General features: G+C 40.5%; 16 protein-coding genes and 3 other annotated features. Of the genes, 15 read left to right on the forward strand and 1 reads right to left on the reverse strand.

The window, feature by feature from the left end:
• The first annotated feature begins 99 nt into the window (after nt 1–99).
• The 12 genes from V7161_RS08315 (at nt 100) to V7161_RS08370 (ending at nt 10,516) form a co-directional block, all read left to right on the forward strand.
• The gene (locus tag V7161_RS08315; RefSeq protein WP_335443986.1) at nt 100–480 is read left to right on the forward strand and encodes a hypothetical protein; all 381 of its coding nucleotides are present in this window, start codon (nt 100–102) and stop codon (nt 478–480) included.
• A 91-nt stretch (nt 481–571) separates the two neighbouring features.
• Entirely contained in the window at nt 572–1,033 is a 462-nt protein-coding gene (nrdR, locus tag V7161_RS08320) for a transcriptional regulator NrdR (protein WP_223591044.1), read from the forward strand.
• Between the two features lie 45 nt (nt 1,034–1,078).
• On the forward strand, nt 1,079–2,482 hold the full coding sequence (locus tag V7161_RS08325; protein ID WP_335444264.1) for a replication initiation and membrane attachment family protein: 1,404 nt from the start codon (nt 1,079–1,081) through the stop codon (nt 2,480–2,482).
• Nucleotides 2,483–2,495: 13 nt separating this feature from the next.
• Nucleotides 2,496–3,422 carry a primosomal protein DnaI gene (dnaI, locus tag V7161_RS08330; protein WP_335443988.1) on the forward strand — a complete coding sequence of 309 codons (927 nt, stop codon included), beginning with the start codon at nt 2,496–2,498 and terminating at the stop codon, nt 3,420–3,422.
• Nucleotides 3,423–3,562: 140 nt separating this feature from the next.
• Nucleotides 3,563–4,438, forward strand: coding sequence for a putative sporulation protein YtxC (gene ytxC / locus V7161_RS08335; protein ID WP_335443990.1), 876 nt, complete (start codon nt 3,563–3,565; stop codon nt 4,436–4,438).
• A gap of 89 nt (nt 4,439–4,527) precedes the next feature.
• Nucleotides 4,528–4,771, forward strand: a binding site (T-box leader).
• Between the two features lie 259 nt (nt 4,772–5,030).
• Nucleotides 5,031–6,965 carry a threonine--tRNA ligase gene (thrS, locus tag V7161_RS08340; protein ID WP_335443992.1) on the forward strand — a complete coding sequence of 645 codons (1,935 nt, stop codon included), beginning with the start codon at nt 5,031–5,033 and terminating at the stop codon, nt 6,963–6,965.
• Nucleotides 6,966–7,127: 162 nt separating this feature from the next.
• Nucleotides 7,128–7,262: a sequence feature (ribosomal protein L20 leader region), on the forward strand.
• Nucleotides 7,263–7,408: 146 nt separating this feature from the next.
• Complete coding sequence (gene infC, locus V7161_RS08345) at nt 7,409–7,912, forward strand: translation initiation factor IF-3 (RefSeq protein WP_289987998.1); 504 nt, start codon at nt 7,409–7,411, stop codon at nt 7,910–7,912.
• Nucleotides 7,913–7,928: 16 nt separating this feature from the next.
• Nucleotides 7,929–8,129 carry a 50S ribosomal protein L35 gene (gene rpmI / locus V7161_RS08350; RefSeq protein WP_101649425.1) on the forward strand — a complete coding sequence of 67 codons (201 nt, stop codon included), beginning with the start codon at nt 7,929–7,931 and terminating at the stop codon, nt 8,127–8,129.
• 37 nt (nt 8,130–8,166) lie between these two features.
• Nucleotides 8,167–8,526 carry a 50S ribosomal protein L20 gene (rplT, locus tag V7161_RS08355; RefSeq protein ID WP_289987911.1) on the forward strand — a complete coding sequence of 120 codons (360 nt, stop codon included), beginning with the start codon at nt 8,167–8,169 and terminating at the stop codon, nt 8,524–8,526.
• Nucleotides 8,527–8,588: 62 nt separating this feature from the next.
• Nucleotides 8,589–8,849, forward strand: coding sequence for a DUF1294 domain-containing protein (locus tag V7161_RS08360; protein ID WP_335443996.1), 261 nt, complete (start codon nt 8,589–8,591; stop codon nt 8,847–8,849).
• 14 nt (nt 8,850–8,863) lie between these two features.
• Entirely contained in the window at nt 8,864–9,355 is a 492-nt protein-coding gene (locus V7161_RS08365) for a dUTP diphosphatase (RefSeq protein ID WP_335443997.1), read from the forward strand.
• A gap of 75 nt (nt 9,356–9,430) precedes the next feature.
• Entirely contained in the window at nt 9,431–10,516 is a 1,086-nt protein-coding gene (locus V7161_RS08370) for a M42 family metallopeptidase (RefSeq protein WP_335443999.1), read from the forward strand.
• Between the two features lie 211 nt (nt 10,517–10,727).
• Here V7161_RS08370 and sspI read toward each other — a convergent pair whose 3' ends face one another.
• Entirely contained in the window at nt 10,728–10,934 is a 207-nt protein-coding gene (gene sspI, locus V7161_RS08375; RefSeq protein WP_335444002.1) for a small acid-soluble spore protein SspI, read from the reverse strand.
• Nucleotides 10,935–11,050: 116 nt separating this feature from the next.
• Between sspI and V7161_RS08380 the strand changes: the two genes are divergently transcribed.
• The 3 genes from V7161_RS08380 to pheT all read left to right on the forward strand — a co-directional run bounded on the left by V7161_RS08380 (nt 11,051) and on the right by pheT (nt 15,646).
• Nucleotides 11,051–11,800 (forward strand): TrmH family RNA methyltransferase, encoded by a 750-nt coding sequence (locus tag V7161_RS08380; protein ID WP_335444004.1) that lies wholly within the window; start codon nt 11,051–11,053, stop codon nt 11,798–11,800.
• 60 nt (nt 11,801–11,860) lie between these two features.
• Nucleotides 11,861–12,107: a binding site (T-box leader), on the forward strand.
• Nucleotides 12,108–12,181: 74 nt separating this feature from the next.
• Nucleotides 12,182–13,219, forward strand: a complete 1,038-nt coding sequence (pheS, locus tag V7161_RS08385; RefSeq protein ID WP_223591055.1) for a phenylalanine--tRNA ligase subunit alpha — start codon at nt 12,182–12,184, stop codon at nt 13,217–13,219.
• A gap of 12 nt (nt 13,220–13,231) precedes the next feature.
• Nucleotides 13,232–15,646 (forward strand): phenylalanine--tRNA ligase subunit beta, encoded by a 2,415-nt coding sequence (pheT, locus tag V7161_RS08390; protein ID WP_335444006.1) that lies wholly within the window; start codon nt 13,232–13,234, stop codon nt 15,644–15,646.
• The last annotated feature ends 52 nt before the right edge of the window (nt 15,647–15,698 follow it).

Raw genomic sequence — 15,698 nt, forward strand, 5'->3', positions numbered from 1 at the left:
TTTGTCGACAGTCTGAGAGGTGTACTCAGTACACCTCTTTTTATATTTTTGCTTTAATGTTGTACACTATAATAAAAGTGCAATTTGCAGGGGGTTTTTATGGCTAATTTATTTACTCGATTTAAAAAAGAAATTGAAACATCAGACGGGAACTCTGATGCTTCATTGAAAACTCATTATTATAAAGCAACTTTTAATCAATTATTTGAATCAGCAGAAAAAATGTTTCGAGAAGACGCTGATTGCCGGATAACGACCGTTTCAAAAGAACATGGAGAAATTGCCGTTGAAATCAATAAACCATTCTCCTGCTTCCTTATTGCGACAATCGTTTCGGTAAAACCAATGCACACAGCTGTTGATTTTAATATTTCATCTGAGAAATTCTCCCTGCTGGGAATTTATCCGGACTTGAAAAAGCGGGTCGACTCTTATTACCAGCGATTGAATCAATTACATACGACTATAAAAAACTCATAATACTTCTACTTGTGAAAAGGTATTCTTTTTAATAAGATAATAGTAAGGTTGTTGAACGGATTTATTGTGTAGAGTTGGAGTTGATTAGCAAATGAAATGCCCATCATGTCAAAATTATGGAACTCGTGTACTTGATTCTCGGCCTGTTGATGAGGGACGTGCGACAAGACGTCGAAGAGAATGCGAAGAATGCGGCTATCGCTTTACCACTTTTGAGAAAATCGAAGAAATTCCTTTAATTGTCGTGAAGAAGGAAGGCACAAGGGAAGAATTTAGCCGTGATAAAATACTTCGCGGATTGATAAAAGCATGTGAAAAACGTCCTGTTGCCCTAAAGGAATTAGAGGATATTACACATGGAGTGGAAAAGGCACTTCGCAGCCAGGGTGTTTCAGAAATCAAAAGTGAAGCAATCGGCGAAATGGTCATGGACAGATTGGCGCATGTTGACGAAGTGGCCTATGTCCGCTTTGCTTCGGTTTACCGGCAATTTAAGGATATAAATGTTTTTATTGAAGAATTGAAGGAACTAATCAATAAAGAAAAATCTTAAGGGAGCTATCGCTCTCTTTTTAATTGAAGGGAGTGTTAAATGGGTATGGCGCAGCATTGGCAGGAAATTCTTCCAATCGACCGTTACCGGGTAGCGGCAAGTGGGATCTTACATGAGTATGACCGAAAAGTGCTGACGTTTTTATATCAGCCCTTAATTGGATCAGTCTGTTTTAGCCTCTATATGACACTTTGGTCGGAGCTTGAAGAAAATAGACTGTGGTCGGAACACTCTACACACCATCTCTTAATGAACCTGCTAGGGATGAATTTAAAGGATATCTATGAAGCGCGCTTAAAGCTTGAGGGTATTGGTTTATTAAAGACATATGTGAAGAATGATGAAGGTGAGAGATCCTTCATTTATGAACTTCACCCTCCCTTAAATCCTGAACAATTCTTTTTAGATGGAATGTTAAATATTTATCTTTATCGAAAAATAGGAAAAAAACATTTTAACCGGCTTAAACGCTTTTTTTCGGATCAGAAAAAACCAAACGGAAAAGAATTCCAGGATGTAACGAAAGCTTTTCAGGATGTGTTTGCTTCAGCCACACCAGGAAGTATGCAGTATTTACAGGATACTTCAAAAGATTTGGATGCGGAAGAAAATCAACAATTTATTGGCCGTAATGAGCAAAGAGGAATTCAAATTGAAGTTGGTACCTTCGATTTTGATTTGCTGATGGCTGGTTTAAATGAATCGTTAGTACCCAAGAAGGCTTTAACCCCTAAAGTAAAAGAGGTTATTAGCAATTTGGCTTTCCTTTACACAATTGACCCGCTGCAAATGAAAAATATTATTTTCAGTGCCTTAAATGAATCCAATGAAATTGATATTGAAGAATTAAGAAAAGGAGCCCGCGATTGGTATCAATATGTCAATCATGATCAACTGCCTAACCTGGTTGAACGGGTTCAGCCGGCTATTCATCAGGTTCAAATAACCGAGCCAAAAACACAGGAAGAACAACTGATTCGCTATTTGGAAACGACCTCTCCTTTGCAATTTTTAATAGACCTTTCAGGGGGAGCAGAGCCTTCAAAGTCGGATATCCAAATTATTGAAGAGGTTATGTTTAAACAAAAGCTTCTACCTGGCGTGATTAATGTCCTCATTCATTTTGTCATGCTTAAAACCGATATGAAGCTGACAAAAGGCTATGTAGAAAAACTTGCCAGTCACTGGGCAAGATTGCAAATGAAGACCGTAAAAGAGGCAATGGACTTGGCGAAGAAGGAACATCGAACCTATCTTGGCTGGACGGAAAATAAAAAATCCGGTGGAAAAGGGACAACAAACAAAAAGCCAATCCGGACAGAACTTATTCCAGATTGGTTTGATGAAAGTTCTAATCATACTGCTAAAGACCATTCACAAGCTAACATTTCTGAAGATGAGGCCAAAAAACGAGCCATCGAAGAGAAATTAAAGGCTTTTCGAAAATAGGGGGTGACGAAGGATGGAGAGAATTAATAAAACATTGCAGCGGCTCTCGGGAAATGAAAACTTTCAAAAACGGTTTGAAGAGCAGCGTCAGGAGGTGCTCCAAAATCCTGGTGTTAGAGCCTTTTTAATGGAGCATCAGGATGAAGTGACGCATGACATGATTAATAAGGGCCTGATAAAATTATTTGAATTCACGAAACAAAGCATTGGATGTAATAAATGTCCAAGTCTTGATGGATGTGTCAATATGATGCAGGGGTATCACCCTGAACTAGTGATCAATCGGGGCTCCATTGATGTTGTTTATAAACGATGCCAGAGAAAAGTAATCGCAGATGAAAAACGGAAAAACGAACAGCTCATTAAAAGCTTGTATGTCCCACGAGATATATTGGAAGCATCCTTCGAGGATTTTGAAGGAGATTCGGGCAGGCTGGATGCCGTTGATAAAGCAGCCACTTTTTTAATGAACTATGAAAAGGGCAAGAAACAAAAGGGATTATATTTTTACGGCAAATTTGGCGTAGGAAAATCCTATTTGTTAGGAGCCATTGCCAATGAACTTGCAAAGAAACAGATTTCCTCGATGATTGTTTATGTGCCGGAATTGCTAAGGGAAATGAAAAGTTCCATTGCCGATTCCACCTTAAATGAAAAAATTGAAGCGCTAAAAAAGGAACCTATCCTCATGATGGATGATATTGGTGCAGAAGCGGTATCCAGTTGGACGAGGGATGAAGTATTGGGGCCGATATTACAGTTCCGGATGCTGGAAAGCCTGCCGACCTTTTTTACTTCGAACTTTGATTTTGCCGGGCTCGAGCACCATTTGACCTATAGTCAGCGCGGCGAAGAGGAGAAAATGAAGGCGCGCCGGATCATGGAGCGAATACGTTCCTTAAGTGAACCTGTTCTTGTGGACGGTCCGAACCGTCGTTAATCACTTTATTTGGGATTGCCTAAGAAAAGGGCAGTCCTTTTTTTTATCTAAAATACAAATGCATCCATTCGCTAACTTCTATTTTGGCCAAGTCCCCCATATATATTTAAAACAAAGATTTGGTTAAAGGGGGGATTTGGTTGGTTGAAATCATTTTCCAAAGTAAGATGGATTCAATGAGGTTTTATAACCACTTACTAAAGTGTTTAAATAAATTGGAATGTGAGAATATTCTTCTTTTTGAAGATCGACATATAGTGAAAATTTTAAATGGCTCTTTTATCGATACCGTTTTTGAAACAATCAAAAATGCATTTTATGAGTTTATTACCGTCATTAAACGGGATGATTGGTTTTGTGATATATTAAAGAATCAATATTATTACGAGGATCAAGAAGAACAGCAGCAAATATTAGAGATTATATATTCCATACTTGAAGATCAAAGAGAAGACTTTAAAGGCTTATTGAAGGAAGCGAGTGAGGAACCAAAAATTAAAGAAACGATTGAGCAAATTTTTCAGGACAATGTCTCGTTTTCATTTGATTCATTGTTGAAATTTCGCTTGCGCCCCTATCTCCAGCTGCTCGAAAGCTATGTCGAGATTTCAATTGACGAATACAAAATGGAGCAGGAGTATCAAATGTTTGTCCAGATGCTCAGGGATTTTTTAGCGAACCGGGAACCGAAAATGGATGTACTACACATTTTGTTTGATGAGGAAATCACTTTTTACAATGAACAATTGGTTGAAATGAAAAGGGGAGAATTAACAAAATTAATTGATCGGAAATTACTTTTTAATCACCCAGTTTATGTGGATTCTGCTTCGATCGCACCTCTTTTATCTATTGCACCGAACTCTATTTTTATTTATACAAAAAACGCAGATGAGCCATTGGTTAGAACCATTAAAAACATTTTTGAAGAAAGAGTGTCGATTCATTCGTATGATGCTCTCAGGGGAACAAAAAAATGGGCGTCAGATACAAGTTCTTCAGAAAATCATGCATAGGAAAATAAAATTTTGTCAATATTTAGTTTTATGTACCTTGATTTTTCAAAAATTAATCATTATAATAACCTACATAGCAAAATACCACAGTAAATGTAATGATGAGGATAACAGTATTTCTTTACGGTTTCTAGAGAGGGAGCCCAGCGGCTGAAAGTCTCCCAACACGGAAAAAATACTTACCACCTTTAAACTTCGGCAGTGAACACTTCATTTTTTGAGGTCAGTAATCGCCGACGGCTTCAACCGTTACCCAATCCTAAAGTCATGTTAAGGAAGGATTTAACATGAAAAATTGGGTGGAACCACGTGTTTATTAAACTCGTCCCTTTTCCAGGGACGGGTTTTTTTATTTTTAAGGCTGTGTTAAAGGACATTGATTTTATAACTCTGTTGATTGGAGTGGAGGGCGCGAGACTCCTGCGGGATATAGAGGTCACTGGAGACCCCACAGGCGCCAAAGCGCCGAGGAGACTCCAGGATCTCCCCGCGGAAAGCGAAGCGCCTGGAACGCAAATCAACAGCCAAGTTTAACGCAGCCAATTTTATAAAGCGACCTATTATGGCGCTCAAAATGAATGGAGGAATTGTTATGTCAGACGTTGTGAAAATTTCGTTTCCTGATGGGGCAGTAAAGGAGTTCCCTAAAGGAACAACAACGGAAGATATTGCCGCATCCATCAGCCCAGGCCTCAAGAAAAAGGCCATTGCGGGTAAATGGAACGGAGAAATGTATGATCTTCGCCGTCCAATCCTAGAGGATGGTCCTATAGAAATTGTTACACCAGAATCCAAAGATGCTTTAGAAGTGTTACGTCATAGTACAGCACACTTAATGGCTCAGGCTGTAAAGAGGCTTTTCCCAAACGTTAATCTTGGTGTTGGTCCTGTAATTGAAGGTGGATTTTATTATGATATGGATTTAGAAGCATCACTTACGCCAGAAGACCTGCCAAAGATTGAAAAAGAAATGGCGAAAATCGTCAATGAAAATATTGAAATCGTCCGCAAGGAAGTCAGCCGATCCGAAGCTGTTCAGATTTTTAAAGAAATGGATGATCCATATAAGCTTGAGCTTATTGAAGCGATTCCAAATGAAGAAACTGTAACTATATATCAGCAAGGTGAATTTTTAGATCTTTGCCGTGGTGTCCATGTTCCATCGACTGGGAAAATTAAAGAATTTAAGCTATTAAGCATTGCTGGTGCTTACTGGCGAGGCGACAGCAACAATAAAATGCTGCAGCGTGTTTATGGAACTGCCTTTTTCAAGAAAGAAGATTTGGCGGAACACCTTCGCTTATTAGAAGAAGCAAAAGAGCGTGACCACCGCAAAATTGGTAAAGAATTGAGCCTTTTCACTAATTCGCAATTGGTTGGCCAGGGCTTACCGATTTGGCTTCCTAAAGGAGCAACAATCCGCCGTATTGTGGAGCGCTATATTGTTGATAAGGAAACACGTTTAGGCTATGACCATGTATATACTCCTGTTATGGGTAGTGTTGATCTGTATAAAACTTCCGGTCACTGGGATCATTATCAGGAAGACATGTTCCCGGTAATGGACATGGATAACGAGCAATTGGTATTACGTCCAATGAACTGTCCGCATCATATGATGGTTTACAAAAATGCGATTCACAGCTATCGTGAGCTTCCGATCCGAGTTGCTGAACTTGGTACAATGCACCGCTACGAAATGTCAGGTGCTCTATCAGGATTGCAGCGTGTTCGTGGAATGACATTAAATGATGCTCATATCTTTGTTCGTCCTGATCAAATTAAAGATGAATTCAAACGGGTAGTAAACCTGATTTTGGATGTTTATAAAGACTTTAATCTGAATGACTATTCCTTCCGTCTTTCCTACCGTGACCCGCAGGATACTGAAAAGTATTTTGACGATGATGCCATGTGGGAAAAGGCACAGGGTATGCTGAAGGATGCAATGGATGACCTTGGACTCGATTATTATGAGGCAGAGGGAGAAGCAGCTTTCTATGGTCCTAAGCTTGATGTTCAAGTGAAAACTGCATTAGGTAAGGACGAAACACTCTCAACTGTCCAATTAGACTTCTTACTGCCAGAACGCTTTGATTTAAACTATGTAGGTGAAGACGGCAAACAGCACCGTCCAGTTGTTATTCACCGTGGTGTCGTGTCCACAATGGAACGTTTCGTGGCCTTCTTAATTGAAGAATACAAAGGAGCTTTCCCAACTTGGCTCGCACCTGTTCAAGTTCAGGTAATTCCTGTTTCGCCTGGCGCGCATTATGACTATGCCCGCAAGGTTCAAGAGCAGCTTCAAAATGAAGGATTCCGGGTTGAATTAGATGGCCGTGATGAAAAAATCGGCTACAAAATCCGCGAAGCCCAAATGCAAAAAATCCCATATATGCTCGTTGTCGGCGATAAGGAAGTTGAAAACGGTGCTGTTAACGTCCGTAAATATGGCGAACAAAACTCAGAAACAAAGCCATTTGCAGACTTCCTTGCTTCTATTAAAGCAGAAGTGCAAAAAGGTTAAAGTCTTTAAGGGAGGTTTTTCCTCCCTTTTTTTATGAAAAAAACTATTGAATAATTTTTTATTTCTTGCTAAAATAAATTTCGTTGTCATAAGAAATCTTCATTTGACATTACATCTTTGATTATGTTATATTTACTAAGGTAAAAATTGAATACGAGTTTTTGGGAAAAGAAGAAGCACCCGCTTCTCACCTGATTTGACGCTGTTTAAGCAGTTGGCAGGTTTTACGTGAACTTTTTTGTTTATTACTTATGTTTCGTAAAGTGTGGGTGTATTCATCCGCACTTTTTTATTTGTGTACTTAATGAAAAGCTCTGCTTGATCCTGTCGATTCAACTTAGTGTCACAAATCAAGGTTCGAACGGTGAGCCTTTCAAATCTTCTTGAACCCGATAAAAGTATTCGTGATTAAACCTTGGAGGTGGCTAATTATTAGCAAAGATATGTTGTTAAATGAGGGCATTCGCGCTCGAGAAGTTCGCTTAATTGATCAAAATGGTGAACAGCTAGGAATTAAATCCAAAAACGATGCGCTTGAAATTGCTGGAAGAGTAAATCTTGATTTGGTACTTGTTGCACCAAATGCAAAGCCTCCGGTAGCCCGGATTATGGACTATGGCAAATTTAAATTCGAGAATCAAAAGAAAGAAAAAGAAGCTCGAAAGAATCAAAAAATCATCACTACAAAAGAAGTTCGTCTAAGCCCAACGATTGATGAGCATGACTTTAATACAAAGCTTCGCAATGCAATTAAGTTTTTGGAAAAAGGCGACAAGGTAAAAGCTTCAATCCGTTTCAAGGGCCGGGCGATTACCCATAAAGAAATCGGTCAGCGTGTGTTAGACCGTTTTAGTGAAGCGTGCAAGGAAGTTGCAACGATTGAATCTCATCCGAAAATGGATGGCCGGAGCATGTTCCTGGTTTTAGCACCGAAAAACGATAAGTAATAAGGAGGATATCCCAATGCCAAAAATGAAAACTCACCGCGGCGCTGCAAAGCGTTTCAAGAAAACAGGTTCTGGTCAATTAAAGCGTGACCACGCTTATACAAGCCACTTATTTGCTAACAAATCAACAAAAGCTAAGCGTAAACTTCGCAAAGGAACTCTTGTTTCTAAAGGCGATTTCAAGCGCATTCGTCAATTATTAACTTACGTAAAATAGTCTCGGACAGATTGATTTATTATAGGAGGGAAATTACATGCCACGTGTAAAAGGCGGTACTGTTACTCGCAAACGTCGTAAAAGAGTTCTTAAATTAGCTAAAGGTTATTTCGGTTCAAAACATACATTATATAAGGTTGCTAACCAACAGGTTATGAAATCTTTAATGTATGCATTCCGCGATCGTCGTCAAAAGAAGCGCGACTTCCGTAAACTTTGGATTACTCGTATCAACGCAGCAGCTCGTATGAACGGTCTTTCTTACAGCCGTTTAATGCATGGCTTAAAGCTTGCTGGTATCGAAGTAAACCGCAAAATGCTTGCTGAATTAGCAGTTAGCGATGCAAACGCATTTGCTGAATTAGCAAACGTTGCAAAACAACAAAATAACAAGTAATTTTAAATAAATGCCATTCTCATTGATGAGGATGGCTTTTTCTATAAGGGGGAAAGGTTTGGATGGCACTATTGGTTGCGGCCTATTTTATCATGAATATAGCAGGCCTTGTGATTATGTGGGAGGATAAGAGACGGGCTAAAAGGCATGAGTACAGAATCCGAGAGAGAACGTTATGGCTGGTGGCCTTGTTTGGAGGAGCGGTTGGTACAACTGCGGGAATGCAGCTTTACCGGCATAAAACAAAGCATTTAAATTTTAAAATAGGATTTCCTATTCTTGCAATTATAGAAGTAATTCTGTTATTAAAAGTATTATTATAAGGAGTGATTTTACGATGAACCTTGAAAAACTGTTCCAAATGCAAAAAGCTTTAGATTTGCATATTGAAGAAAAACATCAATTGCAAGAGGAGGATTTATTCAGCCGGAAGGCGCTCGCCTTGCTTGTAGAAATAGGCGAATTGGCTAATGAAACACGCAGCTTTAAATTTTGGAGCGTGAAGCCGTCATCAGGTAAAGATGTTATTTTAGAAGAATTTGTTGACGGTGTTCACTTTATTTTATCGCTGGGAATTGAGTGTGGCTTTGACCAGCAAGTATTTGAACTGTCCGTGAAGTCCTCGTTGTTGACCGTCACAGATCAATTCCTGAAGGTGTATGCAGGAGTAAGTGTGTTTCAAACCAGTAAAAGCATCCATGATTACGTAAGATTATTTGAGGAATATTTAGAATTAGGATTTCTCCTAGGAATCACCTCTGAAGAAATGGAACAAGCATATTTTCATAAAAACGAAGTAAATTATCAAAGACAGCAAAATAACTATTAGCAGAAAAATTTGTTAATTTACTGTTTGTTTCGGTATAATGAATGCTGTACATACATAAAAAGGGGGTCTACAAGAATGGCAAAATTAGATGAAACATTGTCGATGTTAAAGGATTTAACCGATGCCAACGGAATTCCTGGCAATGAGCGTGCCGTACGCGAAGTCATGAAAAAATACATAGCGCCTTTTGCGGATGAAATCACTACAGATGGCCTTGGCAGTTTGATTGCTAAAAAAGTAGGAAAAGAAGGCGGACCGCGGATCATGGTGGCGGGACATTTAGATGAAGTTGGCTTCATGATTACTCAAATCGATGATAAAGGCTTCCTTCGTTTTCAAACTGTCGGCGGCTGGTGGGGACAGGTTATGCTCGCACAGCGCGTGACGATCGTTACAAGAAAAGGCGATGTTACAGGTATTATCGGCTCAAAGCCGCCGCATATTCTATCGCCTGAAGCCCGCAAGAAACCAGTTGAAATTAAAGATATGTTTATCGATATTGGTGCTTCAAGCCGTGAAGAAGCGATGGAGTGGGGAATCCGTCCAGGCGATATGGTGGTCCCATACTTCGAGTTCACCGTAATGAACAATGAAAAGATGCTTTTGGCAAAAGCCTGGGATAACCGTATTGGCTGTGCGATTGCAATTGATGTCTTGAAACAGCTTAAGGGTGTTGACCATCCAAACGAAGTATATGGAGTAGGGACGATTCAAGAGGAAGTGGGTACCCGTGGTGCCCGCACTTCAGCAACACAAATCGAGCCGGATATCGGTTTTGCAGTGGATGTCGGTATCGCCGGCGATACACCGGGAATTAGCGAAAAAGAAGCGATGAGCAAAATGGGTAAAGGTCCGCAAATTATTCTTTATGATGCAACCCTTGTTTCTCATAAAGGCTTGCGCGACTTTATCACCGATCTTGCCGATGAATTGAACATTCCGTATCAATTTGATGCAATTCCAGGCGGAGGAACCGATGCAGGTCCGATTCATATTACTCATAATGGTGTTCCAGCGCTTGCGATTACGATTGCAACTCGTTATATTCATACACATGCTGCAATGCTTCACCGCGACGATTACGAAAACGCCGTTAAGTTGATTGTTGAAGTGATTAAGCGTTTAGATCGTGAAACGGTTGATAAAGTTACGTTTGAGTAAAAAATGGTGTTGGTCCCCGGCTGCGTTTGCCGGGGATTTTTTTGATTCACAAAAAATGGATCGAATTCGCAAATAAAACCTGTGAAATCGCAATTAAAAAATCTAGGATTCGCAAATAAAACTAGATTTTCCACAAATAAACAGGGAAGTAGCTCAAAAAATACAAAAAAGCCGCCGACCGCACTTGATCGACAGCTCTAACAAAAAACTATCACTTCAACCCGCTTTCAAGGGTAGCAAGCATCTCTTTTTTCTCTTCTTCAGATGAATTTTTCCAAATTACTTCAAACAAAACTCCTAATCCTGGCAGCATTTTTTCTTCGCCGTTTTGAATGGCATCTACGATTGTATCTTGTAACTCTGCTTGGGAATTACCAGAAACATTGTGAATAATAGCATTTCGTAAATTTAAGTTCATAACTGCACACTCCTTTTTAATCCTGAATTACTTTATTATCATTCCTATAATTTGGTTTTATTATGTATCTTAATTAGGCTATAATGAGAAAATCAACAATGTAAGGAGAAACAGTTTTGAAACACATTGAATCTGTCAATAATCCTAAGATCAAACAATGGAAAAAGCTATTAACAAAAAAAGAACGGGATAAGTCTGGTACATTTTTAGTTGAAGGCTTTCATTTGGTGGAGGAAGCTTTAAAACAAGGTGAACAGGTTTTGGAAATAATTATTTCTGATAAAATAGGCCTGCCGCCGCGTTGGGACACCGGCAGTACACCAGTCACCCTCGTTACTGATGAAATCTCAAATTCACTATCGGAAACAGAAGCTTCCCAGGGGATTTATGCAGTCTGCCGCCAGCTTGATCAAGAAGTTTTAGATGCAAAAACTTACCTATTCATTGATGCCGTTCAAGATCCGGGCAATCTTGGCACCATGATTCGTACTGCTGATGCGGCAGGAATTGATGCGGTAATTGTCGGCCGCGGCAGTGTCGATATTTTTAATTCAAAAGTCTTAAGGTCGGCACAGGGCAGCCATTTTCACCTCCCAATCATTAGAGGTGACCTGCATGAATGGACCGACAAGCTAAAAGAAAAAAATATTCCTGTTTATGGAACAGCACTTGAAGGTGCTTCTGCATATACTGATATTTCAACCGGTGAATCCTTCGCGCTAATAGTTGGGAATGAAGGCAGCGGTGTGAATAAGGAGCTGCTCGAAAAAACCACAGCGAACCTTTATATTCCGATTTTCGGAAAAAGCGAATCACTAAACGTGGCCGTTGCAACCGGTATTCTTTTATACTATTTAAAAAAATAACCGAAAATTTGTTTGAAACAGTGTAAATTTAGTATATAATATTTAACAATGTTGATAATTTTAAAGACAATGACGGAGAAAAGTATCTTGCCTGTTTTCCATTTAGGGAGAAAGTGCCGTGACTGAAAGCACTTTTATGGTTCGGGGCTAGAGAAGTTCACCTCCAGAGTCGGCATCGGGACCATTTCAGTAACGAAATGTAAAGATGCATCGGCATATGCCGTTATCCGAATGAAGCGAACACTAGTGTGTTTTACATATGGTGTTTACAAGGGTGGTACCGCGAATTCAAAACCTCGTCCCTTTCCAGGGATGGGGTTTTTTTATTTTTCAAAAAGCTCATTCGACCCAATATCATTATGAAATTAAGGAGGAATCTACATGCAAGAACGTTTAAAAGAATTGCAGGAAGAGGCTATTCAGAAGATTGAACAGTCTGCAAATTTAAAAGAATTGAATGACATCCGTGTTGCTTATTTAGGGAAAAAAGGGCCAATTACTGAAGTATTGCGCGGTATGGGCAAGCTTTCAGCAGAAGAGCGCCCGGTTATGGGAGCATTAGCTAATGAAGTTCGTGAAGCGATCGCTGTAAAAATCGAAGCAAAACAAAAGGGCTTAGAAGAAGCGGCTGTTTTAGAAAAACTAGCATCTGAAAGCATCGATGTTACCCTTCCAGGACGCCCTGTAAAGGTTGGGAACCACCACCCGCTCACAAGAATTATTGAAGAAATTGAAGATTTATTTATCGGCATGGGATACCAGGTAGCGGAAGGTCCAGAGGTGGAGCAGGATTATTATAACTTCGAGGCTCTAAATTTACCAAAAGGGCACCCTGCCCGCGACATGCAGGATTCCTTCTATATTACAGAAGAAATTTTACTTCGCACCCATACATCACCGGTTCAAGCACGGACGATGGAAAAACATCAAGGAAAAGGTCCTATCAAAATTATTTGCCCTGGTAAAGTGTACCGCCGCGATAATGATGATGCGACACACTCACACCAATTCATGCAAATTGAAGGTCTAGTTGTCGGCGAGAACATTCGCATGAGTGATTTGAAAGGAACTCTAGAAGTGTTTGCGAAAAAAATGTTCGGTGAAGACCGCGAAATTCGCTTACGTCCAAGCTTCTTCCCATTCACAGAGCCATCTGTTGAAATGGATATCTCATGTAAAATTTGCGGCGGCAGCGGCTGTAACGTATGTAAGCAAACAGGCTGGATTGAAATTCTCGGCGCCGGAATGGTTCATCCAAACGTACTTGAGATGGCTGGCTACGATTCTAAAAAATATACTGGCTTCGCTTTCGGAATGGGACCAGAGCGGATTGCAATGCTGAAGTATGGTGTTGATGATATCAGACACTTCTATACAAACGATGTTCGATTCTTAAAACAATTCTCAAAACATGAATAGGAGGTTGACGACATGTTCGTTTCATATAAATGGCTTCAGGATTATGTAGATTTAACTGGAGTAACAGCAGCTGAATTGGCTGAAAAGATTACCAAAAGCGGTATTGAAGTTGAAGGCGTAGAAATCCTGAACGAAGGAATTAAAGGTGTTGTTGTTGGTCACGTGTTAGAGCGTGAACAGCATCCGAATGCCGACAAATTAAGCAAATGTCTGGTGGATGTTGGTGAAGGTGAACCAGTCCAAATTATTTGCGGAGCACCGAATGTTGCCCAAGGTCAAAAGGTTGCAGTCGCAAAAGTGGGGGCAGTATTACCAGGCAATTTTAAAATTAAAAAAGCGAAGCTTCGCGGCGAAGAATCAAATGGGATGATTTGCTCCCTTACAGAGCTTGGCATGGAAGGAAAGGTTGTACCTAAGGAATATTCGGAAGGAATCTTTGTTTTTCCAGCAGATTCTGAGGTTGGCACAGATGCCCTTGCATTATTAAACCGAGACGATGAAGTGCTTGAGCTAAGCTTGACGCCAAACCGTGCGGATGCGTTAAGTATGCTTGGGGTTGCTTATGAAGTGGCAGCAATCTTAGGCAGAGTTGTAAAGCTTCCTGAAACTGATCTTCAGGCTTCCACTGAAAAAGCAACAGATTATGTCAAGGTTGTTGTTGACGCTAAAGAAGATAATCCTTTATATGTAGCGAAAATGATTAAAAATGTAAAAATCGGCCCATCACCACTGTGGATGCAGACTCGCTTAATGTCAGCGGGAATCCGTCCGCACAACAATGTGGTCGATATTACAAATTATATTTTATTAGAATACGGTCAGCCGTTGCATGCGTTTGATTACGACCGTTTAGGATCGAAAGAAATTCTCGTCCGCCGTGCAGCAGATGGCGAAAAGTTTGTTACTCTTGACGATGTAGAGCGTACATTAACAGCTGACCATTTGGTGATCACAAATGGCGTGGAGCCGGTTGCTCTTGCTGGTGTCATGGGTGGAGCTAATTCAGAGGTAACTTCAGACACAACAACGGTCCTTTTAGAAGCAGCATACTTTAACGGGGCTGCTGTAAGAAAAGCCTCAAAAGACCATGGTTTAAGAAGTGAAGCGAGCGCTCGATTTGAAAAAGGTGTCGATCCAAACCGTGTACGTCCTGCAGGTGAATGTGCCGCTTATTTAATGGCGAAGTATGCTGGCGGAGAAGTTATAGACGGTGCAGCAGAAGTTGACACATTAACTGTCGAGCCTGCAGTTGTTTCAATCACGCTTGAAAAAATCAACCGCGTTCTTGGAACAGAGCTTGTAATGAAGGATGTAGCGGAAATCTTCGCACGTCTACAATTCTCTGTAAGCGTTGAGGGAGATACGATTACCATTACAGCACCGACACGCCGCGGTGATATTAAAATTGAGGAAGACCTTGTGGAAGAAGTTGCACGTTTATATGGTTACGACAACATTCCTAAAACGTTGCCAATCGGTTCTTCCACTCCTGGCCGATTATCTGCTTACCAGAAGAAGCGCCGTGTTGTACGCCAATATCTTGAGGGGGCAGGCTTATACCAGGCGGTTACGTATTCTTTAACTAGCGAAGAAAAAGCAACACAATTTGCTATGGAAAAGCGTGACACGATTCGCTTAGCAATGCCAATGAGTGAAGAGCGCAGCATCCTTCGCTTAAGCATTTTGCCTCAATTATTGGAAGTAGTAAAATACAATAGCGCCCGTCAAAACGACAGCTTGGCAGTATATGAAACTGGCGCCGTATTCTTATCGAATGGTACTGACGTACTCCCTGTTGAGAAGGAGCATTTAGCGGGAGCAATGACAGGGCTTTGGCATTCGCACTCCTGGCAGGGAGAGAAGAAGGCTGTTGACTTCTACGTTGTTAAGGGAATTTTAGAAGGCATGTTTGCAAAACTTGGTCTATCTGAACAAGTTGAGTACGTTCAGGCTCAAGTGGAGGGCATGCATCCAGGCCGTACAGCAGTGATTTTATTGAATGGCGAGAAAATCGGCTTTATCGGCCAAGTTCACCCAAGCATGCAAAAAGAACTTGATTTGAAAGATACCTATGTATTTGAACTTTCATTAAAAGCCGTTCTTGAAGCAGAAGCACCAGTATTACAATATGAAGCTATCCCACGTTTCCCATCGATCACAAGAGATATTGCCCTTGTGGTAAACAGAGAAACGGTGTCAGGCACCTTAAAGGAAATCATTCTGACCGCAGGTGCACCATTATTGAAAGAGGTTCAGGTGTTTGACCTATATGAAGGCGATAAGATGGAAGCAGGCAAGAAATCAATCGCATTCTCGTTGAAATATGTTGACCCTGAGCGTACGCTGACGGATGAAGAAGTAACAAAGGTACATGAAAAAGTGCTTGGAGCTTTAGAAGAAAAGGCAGGCGCGGTATTACGAGGTTAATTTAAGTTGGCCAGCTCGAGATTTCGGGCTGGCTTTTTTAGGCTTTGCAAGA

Source organism: Neobacillus drentensis, from assembly GCF_036965425.1.
Taxonomy (GTDB): Bacteria; Bacillota; Bacilli; order Bacillales; family Cytobacillaceae; genus Neobacillus; species Neobacillus drentensis_F.

Excerpts from the sequence above, each read along its gene's own strand:
- nrdR (WP_223591044.1), top strand. The coding sequence starts at position 572 with ATGAAATGCCCATCATGTCAAAATTATGGAACTCGTGTACTTGATTCT.
- V7161_RS08370 (WP_335443999.1), top strand. The coding sequence starts at position 9,431 with ATGGCAAAATTAGATGAAACATTGTCGATGTTAAAGGATTTAACCGAT.
- pheT (WP_335444006.1), top strand. The coding sequence starts at position 13,232 with ATGTTCGTTTCATATAAATGGCTTCAGGATTATGTAGATTTAACTGGA.
- infC (WP_289987998.1), top strand. The coding sequence starts at position 7,409 with ATGTTGTTAAATGAGGGCATTCGCGCTCGAGAAGTTCGCTTAATTGAT.
- rpmI (WP_101649425.1), top strand. The coding sequence starts at position 7,929 with ATGCCAAAAATGAAAACTCACCGCGGCGCTGCAAAGCGTTTCAAGAAA.
- dnaI (WP_335443988.1), top strand. The coding sequence starts at position 2,496 with ATGGAGAGAATTAATAAAACATTGCAGCGGCTCTCGGGAAATGAAAAC.
- sspI (WP_335444002.1), bottom strand. The coding sequence starts at position 10,934 with ATGAACTTAAATTTACGAAATGCTATTATTCACAATGTTTCTGGTAAT.
- V7161_RS08360 (WP_335443996.1), top strand. The coding sequence starts at position 8,589 with ATGGCACTATTGGTTGCGGCCTATTTTATCATGAATATAGCAGGCCTT.
- V7161_RS08315 (WP_335443986.1), top strand. The coding sequence starts at position 100 with ATGGCTAATTTATTTACTCGATTTAAAAAAGAAATTGAAACATCAGAC.
- pheS (WP_223591055.1), top strand. The coding sequence starts at position 12,182 with ATGCAAGAACGTTTAAAAGAATTGCAGGAAGAGGCTATTCAGAAGATT.
- V7161_RS08325 (WP_335444264.1), top strand. The coding sequence starts at position 1,079 with ATGGCGCAGCATTGGCAGGAAATTCTTCCAATCGACCGTTACCGGGTA.
- rplT (WP_289987911.1), top strand. The coding sequence starts at position 8,167 with ATGCCACGTGTAAAAGGCGGTACTGTTACTCGCAAACGTCGTAAAAGA.
- V7161_RS08365 (WP_335443997.1), top strand. The coding sequence starts at position 8,864 with ATGAACCTTGAAAAACTGTTCCAAATGCAAAAAGCTTTAGATTTGCAT.
- thrS (WP_335443992.1), top strand. The coding sequence starts at position 5,031 with ATGTCAGACGTTGTGAAAATTTCGTTTCCTGATGGGGCAGTAAAGGAG.